The 16,240-nt window shown below is 36.9% G+C and carries 16 protein-coding genes; 9 read left to right on the top strand and 7 right to left on the bottom strand.

Annotated elements, in window-relative coordinates; genetic code table 11:
• Positions 1-80: 80 nt before the first annotated feature.
• Entirely contained in the window at positions 81-2,174 is a 2,094-nt protein-coding gene (locus ACZZZC_RS08310; RefSeq protein ID WP_463486918.1) for a hypothetical protein, read from the bottom strand.
• A 2-nt stretch (positions 2,175-2,176) separates the two neighbouring features.
• Positions 2,177-2,857 carry a hypothetical protein gene (locus ACZZZC_RS08315; protein WP_463486919.1) on the bottom strand — a complete coding sequence of 227 codons (681 nt, stop codon included), beginning with the start codon at positions 2,855-2,857 and terminating at the stop codon, positions 2,177-2,179.
• Between the two features lie 466 nt (positions 2,858-3,323).
• On the opposite strand from ACZZZC_RS08315, the gene ACZZZC_RS08320 reads away from it, so the two are divergent.
• The 9 genes from ACZZZC_RS08320 (at position 3,324) to ACZZZC_RS08360 (ending at position 10,370) form a co-directional block, all read left to right on the top strand.
• Complete coding sequence (locus ACZZZC_RS08320; protein ID WP_056851333.1) at positions 3,324-3,758, top strand: cytochrome c maturation protein CcmE domain-containing protein; 435 nt, start codon at positions 3,324-3,326, stop codon at positions 3,756-3,758.
• Positions 3,759-3,763: 5 nt separating this feature from the next.
• Positions 3,764-6,229 (top strand): heme lyase CcmF/NrfE family subunit, encoded by a 2,466-nt coding sequence (locus ACZZZC_RS08325; RefSeq protein WP_463485648.1) that lies wholly within the window; start codon positions 3,764-3,766, stop codon positions 6,227-6,229.
• A gap of 4 nt (positions 6,230-6,233) precedes the next feature.
• On the top strand, positions 6,234-6,998 hold the full coding sequence (locus tag ACZZZC_RS08330) for a Rossmann-like and DUF2520 domain-containing protein (protein ID WP_463485649.1): 765 nt from the start codon (positions 6,234-6,236) through the stop codon (positions 6,996-6,998).
• 39 nt (positions 6,999-7,037) lie between these two features.
• Positions 7,038-7,370, top strand: a complete 333-nt coding sequence (locus ACZZZC_RS08335) for a 2Fe-2S iron-sulfur cluster-binding protein (RefSeq protein WP_056851330.1) — start codon at positions 7,038-7,040, stop codon at positions 7,368-7,370.
• Positions 7,371-7,491: 121 nt separating this feature from the next.
• Positions 7,492-7,737: a Fe-S cluster assembly protein IscX gene (gene iscX, locus ACZZZC_RS08340; RefSeq protein ID WP_056851329.1), complete on the top strand. Its 246-nt coding sequence runs from the start codon at positions 7,492-7,494 to the stop codon at positions 7,735-7,737.
• A gap of 162 nt (positions 7,738-7,899) precedes the next feature.
• A complete protein-coding gene (locus tag ACZZZC_RS08345; protein ID WP_463485650.1) occupies positions 7,900-8,427 on the top strand; it encodes a KdsC family phosphatase in 528 nt (175 codons plus the stop codon).
• 145 nt (positions 8,428-8,572) lie between these two features.
• Positions 8,573-8,962 (top strand): hypothetical protein, encoded by a 390-nt coding sequence (locus ACZZZC_RS08350; protein ID WP_463485651.1) that lies wholly within the window; start codon positions 8,573-8,575, stop codon positions 8,960-8,962.
• A 73-nt stretch (positions 8,963-9,035) separates the two neighbouring features.
• Entirely contained in the window at positions 9,036-9,605 is a 570-nt protein-coding gene (locus ACZZZC_RS08355) for a Maf family protein (RefSeq protein WP_463485652.1), read from the top strand.
• A gap of 75 nt (positions 9,606-9,680) precedes the next feature.
• Positions 9,681-10,370 (top strand): carboxypeptidase-like regulatory domain-containing protein, encoded by a 690-nt coding sequence (locus ACZZZC_RS08360; RefSeq protein ID WP_463485653.1) that lies wholly within the window; start codon positions 9,681-9,683, stop codon positions 10,368-10,370.
• On the opposite strand, the gene ACZZZC_RS08365 is transcribed toward ACZZZC_RS08360, so the two are convergent.
• The 5 genes from ACZZZC_RS08365 to ACZZZC_RS08385 form a co-directional block, all read right to left on the bottom strand.
• Positions 10,365-11,279 (bottom strand): Ppx/GppA phosphatase family protein, encoded by a 915-nt coding sequence (locus ACZZZC_RS08365; protein WP_463486920.1) that lies wholly within the window; start codon positions 11,277-11,279, stop codon positions 10,365-10,367. The genes ACZZZC_RS08360 and ACZZZC_RS08365 overlap by 6 nt on opposite strands.
• A gap of 185 nt (positions 11,280-11,464) precedes the next feature.
• Positions 11,465-11,995 (bottom strand): hypothetical protein, encoded by a 531-nt coding sequence (locus ACZZZC_RS08370; protein WP_056851322.1) that lies wholly within the window; start codon positions 11,993-11,995, stop codon positions 11,465-11,467.
• On the bottom strand, positions 11,992-14,283 hold the full coding sequence (locus tag ACZZZC_RS08375) for a patatin-like phospholipase family protein (RefSeq protein WP_463486921.1): 2,292 nt from the start codon (positions 14,281-14,283) through the stop codon (positions 11,992-11,994). The genes ACZZZC_RS08370 and ACZZZC_RS08375 overlap by 4 nt, the downstream gene beginning before the upstream one ends.
• Positions 14,284-14,338: 55 nt before the next feature.
• Positions 14,339-14,812 carry a TspO/MBR family protein gene (locus ACZZZC_RS08380; protein WP_463485656.1) on the bottom strand — a complete coding sequence of 158 codons (474 nt, stop codon included), beginning with the start codon at positions 14,810-14,812 and terminating at the stop codon, positions 14,339-14,341.
• Between the two features lie 44 nt (positions 14,813-14,856).
• On the bottom strand, positions 14,857-16,206 hold the full coding sequence (locus tag ACZZZC_RS08385; RefSeq protein WP_463486922.1) for a M28 family metallopeptidase: 1,350 nt from the start codon (positions 16,204-16,206) through the stop codon (positions 14,857-14,859).
• Positions 16,207-16,240 lie beyond the last annotated feature (34 nt).

Here is a 16,240-nt window from a genome sequence, read left to right on the forward strand (position 1 = left end):
CGCAGATTTTCATAAATGAACACAGATTTTTAACAAGTTAAATTCGTGTTCGTCATTTTTACCTGTGGTTAATTGTTGAATTATTTCGAAGCATTTTCAATTAACGAAAACAGATATTTTAAAGCATTCTCATGTCCATTAGGTATTTCAGCACTTATGTCGGCAGAAACTACGTTCCCTTTAATTGGATTCGATTTCATATAAATATTGCCCATTTTACCCAAAGTTTCATTGAATTTCTTTGCCGTTTCTTCGCCTCCAATTTCTTCCGTTGGTACTTTGCCTACCAGGTTTTTCGCATTGAATAAGAAACTAAAATTGTTTTTTGCCAAAAGCGTTTTATGCGATTTACTAATGGCCGGAACGAAAGTATTGTTGTTGATACTTTCCATTTCAGTTAATGAATTGCCAAAGAAAACGATACCATCTTTTATCATAAAGTAGATATCAACTGGGCTTTTCTTCTCCTCAATTTTATAAATGTTGTTGTTAACCGTAACATAGTTTTTATTCATGCCATACTTAATCAGCTTGTTCATCAATCGATGATCTTCTGATGAAAACATAAACAAGAAATCAGGCAAAGTTTCTTTTTTGGTTTTTGTTACTTCTTTTCGGTTATAATCATCATCATAATCGTAAGTGGTGTAGGTAACATCTTTGGTATTTAAGCCATTAATTACAAACATGGCATCGCCTTTAACTACCATGCTTACCGCTTCTTCATCTAACAAAAGCGAAAATAAATCGGTTCCCAATTCAATTTCTTCTTCCATGTTTTTGCCTAAAAACGAACCATAAGTCTGTTTCATTAATTTAGGAAACTCTTCTAAATAGGCTTTTGTATCAATAGAATAACCCATAAAGCCAATTGCTTTATCACTATTAACATACTTCAGGAACTTTTTATTCAGTTTCCTGTTCATTATTTTTTCGTAGGCATCGGCTTGATCTTTGGCTAATTCTAATCCTGTAGAAATGCGGAAACTTTTTTCATCCATAAAAAGCTTTGCATTTAAACTGCCATAACCTTTCATTAAACCCGATTTTCCGTAAGTACCAAATTCGGGAGCAATGGAATTGTAAGCATCCTGTAGGCTAGAAACCCAAAGTTCGGCAATGGCTTTGCTATCTAAACTAGAAGTATAAGATTTATTTTTCTCAATGGATTCATAATTCGCGGTGAATATTTTATTGGCTTCTGCTGTCATCCAAACCATAGCCAGCTCTTTTTTCAAGCTGTCTTGTTCTTCTCTTTCCTTTTGATATTCATCATACCGGTCGTCAGCATCGCCGGCTTCAGTCATTACTGCGGTGCTATCGGTTGTGTATCCTTCTTCCATGTAAGGTGAATCCACGACCTCAATCATTGGTTCCTTTATTTCTATAACTTTTTTTGATTTTTTAGCAATCGTTTTAGGCTTGCTTCTTGCGCCCTTCTTTTTTTCTTTTGATTTGTTTGTAGCACTTTTCTTTTTTTGTGTCGGCTGCTTCTTTTTTACTACCTCACGGCTTTCCATTTGAGGATATGATTCGCCAATGGTGGGCGGTGCAGGAACGTCGACAACTACAACATCACTGGCAACAGCTGCCGTACTATCTACAGTTGTAGTACTTTCTAGCGCAGCAACATCTCCATAATTAGTTTGATATTTAATGTCCTTAATGCCGTAGCGGGCAGAATTTGCCGAATCGGCAAAGAAAGAACTTCGGATACTCCCTGTAATGAAATACAACATATCCTTGTTCCATTTGATAATAACGCCTCCGTTATCGGGCATTTTCAATGTTCTTACATCGCCATCAACTATGATTTTTTTGTCTTTATCTTTAATCAGGCTTTCAAATTTCGTAGCATCTTTAAGGGGAATCAAAAAACAATTGTAGGTAATACTATCGCTTAATTGGTTGAAATAGTACATGTTTTTTTCCAGGTTCACACCAAAATCTTCAATACTATTTAGATTTTGATCAAGAGATTTTGAAGTTTCTGTTAATAATTTTTTGCCGAGAAACGACTCATTAAAATCTTTTACAAACATCAGTTTAAATACATTGTCGCCTTTGATGGTAGCAACAGTAAAAGCGTTTGAAGGGATTTTTTTAACTAGATCTTGAGCATAATTTAATTTAGCGAGAAATAGAATGGAGACCGCAATTAGAATTTTTTTCATTTTTATTTAGATAGTTGTATTTGATTGGAAACGTTAATTTTTCCATTTATTAAATCCGTTACACTTGCTTTAAGCATCACCGCTTTTTTTGATTTTGATAGATTGGAGGCGGAATTGGTAGTACTGGTAACTGGAGACTCAAAGCGGTAAATGCTGGTATACATTGCGCCGTTAAACACCGCTTTATCTTTACTTTTAAGTTTATTGTACTCGGTTTTTGCTGATGCAACCGTTTGATATTTCCGGTTAAAAGTTTTGGTTGTTTTATTATAAGTGTATGAAGAGGTATTTGTTGCTTTGATTTTCTGCTGCGCAAGGATGTTTTTGGTAATGTTGTTGATATTCGAAACATCCTTGAAAGAAAAACTTATGGTAGCGATATAGTTATTAAAATCGCTGGTGGTTTTAACATTGGTGATGCCTTCACTTTTGCGCAAATAGGCTGCTGCCTCATTTAGTTCCTTTTGAATTTTTTGCTTACTGGGCACTTTATATCCTTGAACACTATCCAACAGCATTACTGATGCCACTTTAGTTTTACTCTGGCTTAAATTAATGGTTAACATTACATCGCCAGTGCCGTCGTTTCGCATGGTAATCTCTTCAACAACCTGAAAACATGAACTCAATATGGGTATGATAAATGCAACTGCAACTAAAATGTAGAACTGTCTTAGGTTCATAAAAATTCTTTAAATAAATGGGACGCAATTGAGGAATAATCTGAAGCTTCAAACTTAATCATTAAAGGCGAAATTTTAATCGATTTTCATTTCCAATTTGAAAGCACTTCGGATTTTGGAAGGTGAGGACAGTATAGGATAGGGAATTTTAAGTGATGTTCGTTTCCATGCGGTTAACCTTGGTTAATAAACCCGACAAAAAGCGGTAGCCCCGAAAGCCAATTTTTCATTGGATAAGGGCTAAAGCAAATGGCGGGACTGATTACCGCTAAGAATTGCTGTTTGCTCATTTTCTAATATTATTTAATGAATTTTTTTAACAGTAATCGATTTATAAAATCTTAACCAAAATTTGGTTTCCGTATTAATCAGCTAATTGTCAATATAAAGACAAGAAAATTGTTAACTGGCGTTCGCTATGGCTATTTTTCTATCTTTGTTGCCAGCTTTTACAATAACATACAAAATGAAAAAAAGTGCAATCATCGGTTTGATTACCATTGCTATTTCGGTGGGAATCTTATTTAGCTTAAACGCCAATACAGATACTTATTCAAATTTCAAAGAAGCGGCTTCTTCACAAAAAGAGGAGCACGTAATGGGTTATTGGGAAAAATCAAAAGGAATGTATTACGATGCTGTGAAAGATGCTAATCATTTTGCATTCCATATGAAAGATGAAAAAGGAGAAGTTCGTGAGGTGATTTATAATGGCACAAAACCTCAGGATTTTGAAAAATCTGAGAAATTAGTTCTTATCGGAAAAATGGATAAGGACAAATTCTACGCGTCGAAAATTTTAATGAAATGCCCATCTAAATACAACGATAATCTTGTTGAAGTGAATAAAGATGGTAAGGTGGATACAGTTGGTAAGTACGGCGAAAAAAAATATAATTAATTTTAATGGATATTCAGTTTGTAGGCGAAAACCTGTTGCCGGGTAAAATCGGGCAGTTTTTTATTGTGTTGGCTTTTAGTGCATCGTTACTTTCAACAATTGCATATTTTTTTGCCAGTCGCAAAGAAAATTTAGAAGATAAATCTTGGCGTAACCTTGGTAGAATAGGTTTTTTGGTTAACTGGGCGAGTATAATTGGCATCGGCGTGGTGCTTTTTTACCTGATCCTTGGCCATTACAACGAGTATAACTATGTTTATTTCCACTCTTCGAAAGAACTTCCGATTTACTATATCGTTTCTGCGTTTTGGGAGGGACAGGAAGGAAGTTTTTGGCTTTGGGCTTTTTGGCAATCATTTTTAGGTGCGCTTTTAATTTGGAAAGCCAAAACCTGGGAACGACCTGTAATGACCGTTGTGGCATTTTCGCAAGTGTTTTTAACCTCAATGATGTTAGGTGTAGAAATTTTTGGCGAACGTATTGGTAGTTCTCCATTTATTTTATTGAGAGATGCTGTTGATTTGAAAGCGATGGCTCCTGTAGTTTTCGCAAATCCTGAAAACTTTGCGAAATACTTAACATTTATAACCGACGGAAGAGGTTTAAATCCACTATTGCAAAATTACTGGATGGTTATTCACCCGCCAACCCTGTTTTTGGGTTTTGCAAGTATGGTGGTACCTTTTGCCTACGGAATTGCTGCTTTGTGGCAAAAACGTTATAAAGACTGGATTAAACCTGCAATGCCATGGACGCTTTTTGCGGTGATGGTTTTGGGTACTGGTATTATCATGGGTTCGTTCTGGGCTTACGAAGCGCTAAACTTTGGAGGTTTCTGGGCCTGGGACCCGGTTGAAAATGCTTCGCTGATTCCATGGTTAACCTTAATCGGTGCAGTACACGTAATGATTGCTTACAAAAACACAGGTCATGCTTACTTTACCGCAATTGCTCTGGTTTTCTTAAGTTTCTTATTGGTATTGTATGCTTCATTCTTAACCCGAAGCGGAATTTTAGGTGATACATCTGTTCACTCATTTACCGATATGGGCATGTTTGGTCACTTGATTTTATACAACGTGGTGTTTGCTGCCCTTGCTATATTTTTGGTGGTTAAAAGGTGGAAAGAATTACCAATTACTACTAAAGATGAGGAAACCTATTCGCGTGAATTTTGGATGTTTATTGGTGCGTTAGTGGTAACTGTTGCTTGTATTCAGGTTATTTTTTCTACCTCGGTTCCTGTATTTAATAAAGCATTCGGCACTAACTTTTCTCCTCCAATTGATGCAGTTAAATATTACAACAAGTGGCAAGCGCCTTTTGCGGTTTTGGTAACATTAATTTCAGGATTCTCCCAATATTTAAAATACAAAAGAACTGATCCGAGAAAATTTTACAGCAGTTTAATCTCAGTGATATTGTTTTCACTGGTTTTGACCGCTGGTTTAGTATACGTTGCCGATATCTATACCAATACCATGTACATCCTGATAACTTTCAGTTGTATTTTTGCAGTACTTTCCAATGCTGCAATTCTATATCAAGCTTTCGGAGGCAAGGTAAAACTAGCTGGTTCAGCAATAGCACACATTGGTTTTGCATTCTTAATTTTGGGTGCTTTAATTTCAGCAGCTACGAATAAACCACTTTCTATCAACGCAAATAATTTCATTCCTGTAAAGGATTTCGAGAAGACTGAAAAGCCGGGTGAAAACATCATGTTATATAAAAACGAGCCCAAACAGATGGGTAAGTATACGGTAACTTATGTTTCTGACACTACACAATTACCAAACACTATTTATACTCTAAATTTTAAGGTTGTAGATAAAGAAGGTAAAGTGAAAGAGGATTTCAATTTACATCCTCATGTACAGGATAATGAAAAGATGGGATTAATTGCTTCACCAGATACCAAGCACTATTTAACTTACGATGTGTATACGCACATTACAAGTGCTGCGGTAAAACAGGAGTCGCATGAAGATCACGAAGGTCATTCGGACGATGAAAATTATAAAGCACCAAGAATTGTTAAGGTTTCAGTAGGGGATACCATTCATACTTCTAGTGGAATTGTAACCGTAAAAGCATTAAATAACAAGCCGGTTGCTAAAGACTTAATATTGGCGCAAGGCGATTATGCTGTTGGCTTACCTTTAGAAATTAATGCCGCCGGTAAAGTTTATACTGCCGAGCCAATGTTTTTAATCAAAGGGAATAACACATTCGATTTTGCTCGTAAAGTGGATGAGTTGGATTTGAAATTTCGTTTTGCGCAGGTTTTGCCTGACGAGAAAAAGGTTGAACTTCAAATTTTTGAGAAACCTCAACAAGCAAAAGACTGGGTAGTTTTTAAAGCCATTGAGTTTCCTTTCATTAACTTATACTGGGCAGGTACAATTATTATGGTCATAGGCTTCTTGCTATCTATTTTTAGAAGACGAAAAGAAGCTAAAGTAGCATAAGTAGATGAACATTGTTTTAATAGGATCTGGAAATGTAGCCACACACTTAGCTAAGGCATTATTTGCCAAAGCAGAAAATGTGGTGCAGGTTTATAGCCAGAATCCGTTAAATGCCAGTTCACTTGCGGAACAAGTAAATGCCGAAGCCATAAATCAGTTATCCGAAGTGGATCAAACTGCTGATTTATATATCATTTCAGTTAAGGATGATGCTATTGAGCACGTTGCTTCAGCTTTAAAAAATGTTGAGGGGCTTGTAGTTCATAGTTCAGGTACAACCGATATTTCTGCGATTAAAAATTACACAGCAAGAGCCGGAGTTTTTTATCCCCTACAAACTTTCTCTAAAGTGAAGGAAGTTTCTTTTGATCATATACCGCTTTGCATCGAAGCGAGTAACATCAATGATCTGGAGATTTTGAAACAACTTGCTGAAAAGCTAAGTGATCAGGTTTACGAAATTGATGGAGAAAAGAGAAAAGCACTTCACCTTGCCGCTGTTTTTGCCTGCAATTTTCCTAATCATCTTTATGCTTTAGCGAATCAAGTTCTTGTAGAAAATGGCCTTGATTTCAACATCATCAGGCCATTAATTGCCGAAACAGCAGATAAGGTGATGGTTAATTTACCAGAGAAAGTGCAAACTGGTCCCGCTGTGCGTGGAGATGAAAGCACTATGAATAAGCACTTAGGTTTGTTAGAAAGCCAACCTGAATTGCAGAACATTTATCAAACTTTAAGCAAGAGCATAAAATTAATGCCTAAATAGCATTTTTACGGCTTTTGCTTCTTACTTTTGCAAAATATTATGAGCATTTTTAAACTAAAAATAAATTTCGAAGAAGCAGATCATGCACCTGTAGAATTACCTATAGCAGCTGGCGAGTCTGTTTTAGATGTTTGTCTGGATAATGGCATCGAACTTCAACACAACTGCGGCGGTGTTTGCGGATGCAGTACATGCCATGTTTATGTTACCCAGGGAATGGATAACATTGAAGAAATTTCTGATAAAGAAGAAGATTTTATTGACAGGGCGGTAAGGCCTCGAATAACCTCACGTTTGGGCTGCCAGTGTGTAGTGATTAATGGCGATATTGAAGTTACCATTCCTGATCAATCTGGATTTATGGGACATTAGGCTTCTTTAATATGAAGTTTTCAGTCTAGAATCCGAAGCTCTGAAGCTCCAAACTGGTAGCTTTATAACCCTTAAACCTTCTAACAAAAATTACCCAACATTACAACCTAAAAATAAAAACATGAACAACGATAAATTTGCCTTACCCTTTTACTGGAACGATTATGAAGATATTGCAATGTCTTTATATGAGAAATTTGGAGATGAGTTTGGCGAAACCAAGATTTACCGCATCCGTTTTACCGATTTGTTAGAGTGGGTTTTGGAATTACCTAACTTCAAGGGCACCCGTGAAGAAAGCAGCGAAGGCCATTTAGAGCAAATTCAATCTGCCTGGGTTTACGAGTGGAGAGATAATCAAGATTAGTAATGAGTTACCAGTTATGAGTTAAAAGTTAAAGGTTTGAAATTATTATTTTAATGCTCTAACTTGTAATATAACCCAGCAAATTTGGTGCGATTTAAGGTTTTAACTACTATGTTTACAAACCCTGACTTATAACTTGTAACTCTCAACCCACAACGCTGCATGTTTCTCCAAAAATTAAAAGAAATTACAACCTTCATTTTTGATGTTGATGGTGTGCTTACAGATGGCTCTGTTCAGGTAACTGATAACGGCCAATCATTGCGTACTTTCAATATCAAAGATGGTTATGCCATGCAACTGGCGGTTAAAAAAGGTTATAACTTATGCATTATTTCAGGAGGAGATGGTATTGCGATGGGAAAACGCTTTTTCAACCTAGGAATAACTGATGTGTTTTTGGGGTCTGGCGATAAGGTTTCCATTTTTAAACAATATCTTTCCGATAAAAAAATCACGGCAGGAGAAGTGCTTTACATGGGTGATGATATTCCTGATTTGCATGTGATGAAATTAGTCGGATTAGCTACTTGTCCCGCTGATGCTGTGGAGGAAATCAAAGCCGTTTCTGCCTTCATTTCTCCATACCCAGGCGGGAAAACCGCTGTTCGCGATATTATTGAAAAGGTGATGAAAGTGCAAGGTAAGTGGTATGATGAACATCCTAACGCTGCTGATTCAAGTAAATAATTATATTTTCTAAAACTTAGGCTGCTGTCCATACTCTATTGGCAATCGAAGAGCCAGTTCGATTTGCAACAGCGAAGTTACACTCTTCCTTTAAACTTTTGATTTCAGATTTACTCCAACAAGTCTAAATTTCAAAACAAAAAACATGAAAAAATTAATGATGATTTGTGCATTGTTATTCTCAGTAATAACTTATGCAAATGCGCAGCAAGGTGGCGGTCGTGGTGGTATGATGATGAAACCAGAAGATCGTGTAAAACAACTTGATGAAAAGTTGAAGCTAAGCGCTGATCAAAAAACAAAGCTGACCACTGTGTTTACCGAGCAAGCTGATGCAATGAAAAAAATGCGTGAGGAAGCTCAAGGTGGAGACAGAGAGGCGATGAGAGAGAAAATGCAAAAATTTCGTGCTGATGGAGATGTTAAAGTGAATGCCGTTTTAACTGAAGACCAAAAAAAGCTTTATAAAACATGGCAAGATGAACAACGTGCTGAAATGCAGAAACGTATGCAGGAACGTGGTGGAAATAACTAAGTTTTAATTAAAATGATAATAACAAAAGCGGCATTTCTGTCGCTTTTGTTATTTTAGCGCTTTCCAAAAAATTATGTTGAATAAAATTCCCGTTATACTCGCTTCAAAATCTCCACGCAGGCAAGAGCTGCTTAAGCTTATGGGCCTAAACTTCAAAGTCGAACTTAGGGATGTTGATGAAAGTTACCCTGAACATTTAAGTGCTGCAGAAATAGCCGTTTATATTTCGGAGCAAAAAGCAAAAGCCTTTGAAGCAGGCAATGAAGTAGTGATTACTGCCGATACCATTGTCGCCCTGAATGGAGAAATATTGGGAAAACCAAGAGATAAAAATCATGCACAGGAAATGCTTGCTAAGCTATCAGGAAATAAGCATGAGGTTTATACTGGTGTAACGCTTGTTAAAGGCAACAAAATGTTTTCTTTTTATGATCGAACCGAAGTTTATTGTAAAGCTGTTACAAGTGAGGAAATCGACTTTTATATCGACAACTATAAACCATTTGATAAAGCCGGGAGTTATGGTGTTCAAGATTGGTGGGGCCTTGTAGTAGTAGAACGCATTGAAGGATCTTACACCAACGTAATGGGTTTACCAACGGAGAAACTGTATCGAGAACTAGAAAAATTCATGATTTTTTAAACACTTCGTTTTTTTTTTATTTCCATCTGTGGAATTCTAAATCATTTTTCATCATGTAGGCAAATACACCGAAAGATGAAAAATTCAAACGCACTAGTGACCATTGCTGAACCTTGCACTCAAAACTGGGAGGAGATGGATCAAAAGGATGGATTTAATTTTTGCCAGGCTTGCAATAAATGTGTGGTAGATTTTACCGGATATAGTAACGCTGATATTATTAAAACATTAGCCAATGCTTCGTCAGAAGTTTGCGGAAGGTTAACCGAGACTCAACTCAACCAACTTAATTACCATCTGGTAGTGGCGCCTGCCAATAGAAACTGGATGAAATATATTGGGGTTTTAGCCATAGGCGTAAGTATTTTTGCACAAAACGTTAATGCGTCGATACTTGCGGAAAAGCCAGAAACGCAGATCGTCGAAAAACTGCGTAGCCATGCAGACGAGAAGAAACCAATTAACATAAAAAAGATTAGCGGCAGAATTTTAGATGAGAATAAAAAACCGCTGACAGGAGTTAGAGTGGTTATTCTGAATACCAAATATTATGCTTCTACTGATAAAAATGGTAATTACGAGATAAAATTTACCAGTGGAATCAGTAAGGAAAACAAAATCCTTGCTGTTCAAAGCGCTCGGTTCTCTGCCAACATGACCTTAAATTACGCTGTAGAAAAGCAAGTTGATTTGCTCTTAAGAATGGAACCGATGATTGTAGGAAAAATAATGTATGTTCCGAAAAAGGGAAATACAATCTTATAAAAAGCCTGCAAGCGAACCCATCTTCAAATCGTAAGTGGAGAGGATAATTTCATTAATTTTTGCTCTGCCCAGTACGTAGTTTGTAATTAGGGTGGCCATCACAATCATATCTACCCGAAGCGGAATCATACCTTTCATGGCTGCTCGTTCCGAATGATTGCGATTTAAAAGTTCAATAGCGGTTTCGATGTATTCATCGTAGTTAAATGCGTAGGTTTTGGCTGTGGCAATATCTATAGGATAATTCTTTCTCTTGATGATCAATTCAGCAAAGGTTTCAAATGCACCTGCAGATCCAATTAGGATTTTGGGTTCGTACTGTTCACACTTCTCAAATAGCGCTGCTAATTCGGTTTGAATATGATATAAAAGTGCATTTTTGTCTTCATCATTTATAGGATCGGATTTGAAAAACTGTTGCGCTAAACGGGCGGCACCGATATTATAACTCTTTTTCCAAAGCAATTTTTCGGTATCACACAGGATAAACTCTACACTTCCGCCTCCAATATCCATAATTAAAGATGATTGTTTGATCGCACCACTCAGCTTTACACCTTGATAAATCAGCTCTGCCTCATCATCGCCGCTAATCACTTCAATTGAAATTCCGCAGGTTTGTAAAACAGCTTCAACGAAATCCTTGCCATTTTTGGCACTTCGCACAGCCGAAGTTGCCGTGGCCTTAACCTGGTCTACCTTAAATTCTTTGATGGTTTCTGCAAAGTTTTCTAAACAGGCTATACCACGATTGAAAGCTGTCGGTATAATCATGTTCTCGTTAATCCTTCCTTCGCCAAGTTTAACAGGTACGTTAGTTTTGTACAGTACTTCAAACTGCTGATGTATAACCTCGGCAATAAGCAAATTAAATGTATTCGTTCCTAAGTCTATTACTGCAATACGCATTTTAGTGTGGTAATTTTAAAACGGTGGAAGGGCGAACTTTCATAGTAGCATTGTATTAATTTAATAAACCGGATTGAAGCGATATCTCCCGATGGCTGTGCCGAACAGTTGGCACTGAAATAGCATCGGGAATTTAGCAAAAAGCCGGACTTGCGTTAAACAGGTCATTGCTTTTGCTTTCCAAATCAGAATAAATTCTTCAAACCATCAAAAATACTTTCGAAAAAGGTGCCAATATTCAAACCGCTACTGTGGTTAAAATAAACAAATATTAAAAAGGCTATCACAACGAAAATGATGAGTTTCCTGAATGCAAAAGCAATAATTACCAGCGCAATAGGAATAATAAAAAGCCATAAGCTGCTAATAGCATACGGGGTGAGATCAGCATCTTTTTTATACACGTAAACCAGCTTGCTATGGGTGCCCGTATCGTTTTGATGTTTGATATATACAAATGTCGATTTATCGATAGGAAGGGGGAGCACCGCAATTCCATCGTTAAATTTTAATACTTGCGTAAAGCCGCTAACGCTAAAGGTATAGGTGCCATTAATATTTTCGTTTGGAACATTTAATGAATCGGCAGCTATGATGGCCAGCTTATTATTTTTAAGCAAATTTTCTTTTACGAGAAAATTATTGATGGCTGCAGTTTGTGCCGAGCTAAAAAAACCGATTAAACACAGGGATAATAGTAAAATGATTCGCTTCATTCGATAGAACGTTTATTGTAAATTAGATAACCGATATGTAATAATACACCATTTCTTTTAATTGCATCATTATATAAATTGTAGCTTAAGCTTACGGGGCCCACAGGCGTATGATAAACTACGCCAGCTGTAGCCGCATAGCGTATTTTGCTTATGGCTTTCGCATAATCTACATCCTGAAAATTATTTAATTCGAACTCTTTATGTGGCAAAAATAAGTAACCTTCCAATCTAAAATCCAAATTTTTTCTAAAGTTATATATGTTTTTTATTCCTCCTGCTGCATATGTGGTGGCTCTAAACTTATCTAAAAAGAGCGATCGGCTATCTTGTATCGGGTAAAATGCCGGAGAAACCAAAAGAGTAGAATAATAATTACTAAACAGGGGTTGGTTCGAAATTACACCTTCTACAATATAGCCTAAAGTGTATTTATTGAGGTGTAAAAAATAGTTTTCTTGGGTGAGTTTGATACTTCCCCATTGCCGTAACCTGCTTATGCCAATTGGTTTTGAAAAACCAGGGATATTACGTGATATGTTACCTGGATTATAATTTTCGCGACCGGTTGTATAATTTACACTGAGAGAAAAACTTTGACCATTAGTGGCATATTGTTTTCTGTTTAATGAATTTTTCTCCAGATTTAACGACCCTCTAAAACCGTTGAAAATCGTTTGATCCAATAAATCGCCTACAGAAAAAGTATTATTGGGACTGTAGCGGTCGTTATTATTGATGAAATTAGCATGTAAAACTACCTTTGTATTGTAGTTCAATGGTACACCCATCATCAAATCTATTTTTCTATCCGATTGCTCTATATAAATGGGACGGGGGTTTTCGATAAAAATTTTACTCGTATTGTAGAAATTCCAGTGGTTATAAGTAAGCTCAGCCGCTAAAAAAATGGGCAGTTTTGTGGGGTAATCTATCCGGCCATTAACCTGAACCGATTCGTAAAATCTACCTGAATAAAAGCTGGTGCCAAAAGTATAAGCTTTTCTATTGAGGTAATTATATTCTGCACCTAAAAAAACGTTGCTTATTGGCCTGGTCGAAATGTTGCCACCTAAATCGAGCTTGAAGCTTTTTTTTGGTTGTGCAACCACCTCAAAAGTATAATTGTCAGTAACGGCCTGGTATGATATTTTAGGGTAAATGGTTTCAAAAGTTTGATCGGCCACTAGTTTATAGTAACCCCGTTTGATATCTTCTAAATTAAAGGTGGCCTTGTCACTTTTAAAAAGCCGCTCTACATATTTTTTTTGCTGACTATTTACCCCGGAAACAATGATATTACTGAAATTTAAATCGGGTTTACGCGAATTAAATGCTACCCTTTTCCGTTCCAGCTCCTGTGGGTCGACTCTTTTCGTGATCAGGGCTTTAATTCGAGGCATGTCAGCCATGGTGGCATCATATCCTTTTTTAATTAAATCCTCTACGGGTGTAAAATTGGTTACACTATAGGTGCCTAAATCCGGCTGGATATAAATGCCGTTTTTGCCAATCATGGTAGAATCGGATTTAGATAGAAACATGTAAACCAAAAAGCGGTTCATCAACCTGTCATCAATATTTTTTGGATATTCGTTATAAGTTTTCGAAGAAACATTTGCGCCAATTACATAATCGGGTTTAAACTCTTTTTCCATTACATCCGCTGGAAAGTTATTATACAAACCTCCATCGAAAACATATTTACCATCTAATTTAATTGGCCTGTAAACAATGGGAACGGTCATTGTAGCCCTTACTGCTTCCGCTAAACTCCCTTTACTTACGGTGATGCTTTTCTGCGAAAGTACATCGGCAACCATACAACGATAAGGCACAAAGAGGTTATCAAAATTATCTTTCGAAACTGCCGATGCTTGAGAAAAGAGTTCTAAAAAAGCAAAATTAAGTGGAATATCATTAATGATATTGGAGCGAAAGCTAAAGTGGAAACCAGTATCAATGGCCACTTTGGCTGTTAACATCGATGCATTTGGTGCGTTTTTTTGAAAGTAATAGGTATAATCGCTCGTGTATCTTCCGTTTACCCAGTTTTGAAATTCTTTACTTATCGCAATTTGTTCAATTTGCTTAGGTGAATAGCCTGCGGCGTACATTGCACCAACAATCCCGCCCATTGATGTTCCGGTAATATAATCTATCGGAATTTGGTTTTCCTCTAATGCCTTAAGTGTACCAATGTGAGCAAGTCCTTTGGCACCACCACCACTAAATACAAGGCCTACTTTTTGTGCATGTAGCTTAGCACAGCACAAAATGAAGAGCATCAGCAAAAATCTTTTAAAAGCTACCACTCCTCTAAAATAGTGTTTTCTTTTAAAATTAATTCAACATGAAAATGCTATAAGTTAAAAATGATGCAAAACTTACCCAAAGAATATAAGGTATGAATAAATAGCCAGCCCATTTATCGATCTTGTAAAATGCAATTGCATTAACCACAATCACGATGAGTAAGATGATAATTTCGAATAATGCGAAGCCTATTTCATGAAGGGAGAAAAAGATAAATGACCAGCATAAATTTAAGATTAATTGGATAAAATAGATTGCTAAAACCCTTGGAAAATGGGCGATTTTATCTCGTTTTATCCAAACTAAATATGCCGCAATTCCAATTAATATGTAAAGGCTCGTCCAAACCGGCGCAAACAACCAGTTTGGTGGGTTAAAAGAGGGTTTATTTAATGTAGGATACCATGTTTTAACCGATTCAGAAGTTGCCAAACCTCCTAAAGCGCCAATACCCAAGGTGATGACAATATTTATTAAAAAAGCTACAGGTTTAAATTTCATCCTAATTTTTGGAAATTAAACAACTACAAATCTTAAAAGTTTCATTAGCGGCCAATTCCTGGAACCACAGGCAAACTCTCGCTATCATCTTTACCAACACTTTGTACCGCAAATAGATAGTTGTCTTTGCTGTAAGGAACTTTCAATTCGGTTGCTGTGGTAAAAAATTTCTTTTCCCAAACTGGGCTGCTCGTTTCACGCATCAGCACATAATAACCTTTCACCAGGCCATTTGTTGGGGCTTTCCAATACAAAGATGATGAATTGCTCAGATTCTTTACGTCGATTTTTACCTCTACAGGGCTCGATGGGGCTTTTGCCAGATTGGCCAAAACAGAAATGTTTACAGCAGTATTTTTCCTAAGATATTCAAAATCCATAAACTCCTGTAAATCGCCATAACGAATGCCGTTTTCGGTTCTTAAATCCTGATGCTGATGGTCAAAATTTTCGTTCATTTCTGTAATCCGCACCGCTGGAAACCCATTTTCAACAAAGGGTGTATGGTCGCCACCACGCAAAAAACGGTCATTTCTGTAAATAAGCTTCACTTCGAGTTGATCCACGTATCTTTCGCCAACTTCTTTTACATATCGAGCCAATTGCCGGCTTTTCCCATCATTTTCTAGCCCAAACTGACGAATGGCTTTTGCATTCTTATCCAACTCGTAACTCGGTAAGCCTTCGCTAAAAACCCTCAGTCGGGTGTTGTCGATAATTTGCGTTTCGCTGCTATTGTTACTGCCAATCATATCATTGTTGAGCATTGCATCAATATTCCAACCTTCTTTTTTGGCTTTGGCTGCCATAAATCCAGATCCTAATAATGATTGCTCTTCGCCACTTACCGCAACAAAAATAATGGTGGCAGAAAATTTATATTTACTCATGATACGGGTGGCTTCAATCACACCGGCAACCCCACTACCATCATCATTAGCACCAGGCGCATCGCTGGTTCGGTTCATTACGTCGGTTACTCGACTATCTAAATGACCACTAACAACATAAACCCGTTTATCATTTGTATCAGTTCCTTTTAAAATAGCTACCGCATTGCCCAACAAAGTTGCTTTATCAATTCGTTTTCCGTCTGGTTGAAAAGTTGTAGTGTCTAAAAAGGCTGTTAATCTTCCATCGCCTTGCTTTGCAAATTGATTAAACTTAGCAACTACCCAATTTCTTGCTGCGCCAATTCCCCTGGTTTTACTTTTTATATCACTTAAAGTACTTCTTGTGCCAAAATTAACCATGGTCGAAATATACTGCTTAAGCGAATCCTTATTCACAGATTTTACCATCGATTCGATATCCGGATTTCGATTAACAATGGTTTGAGCTTGGGCATAAGTGCCAAAAGCAATCAGGAAAATAGTAGTGTAAATTTTATTCATCTTGAGAAATAAATTATTAGGCTAATATATCGAA

The organism is Pedobacter sp. AC212 (assembly GCF_979258625.1).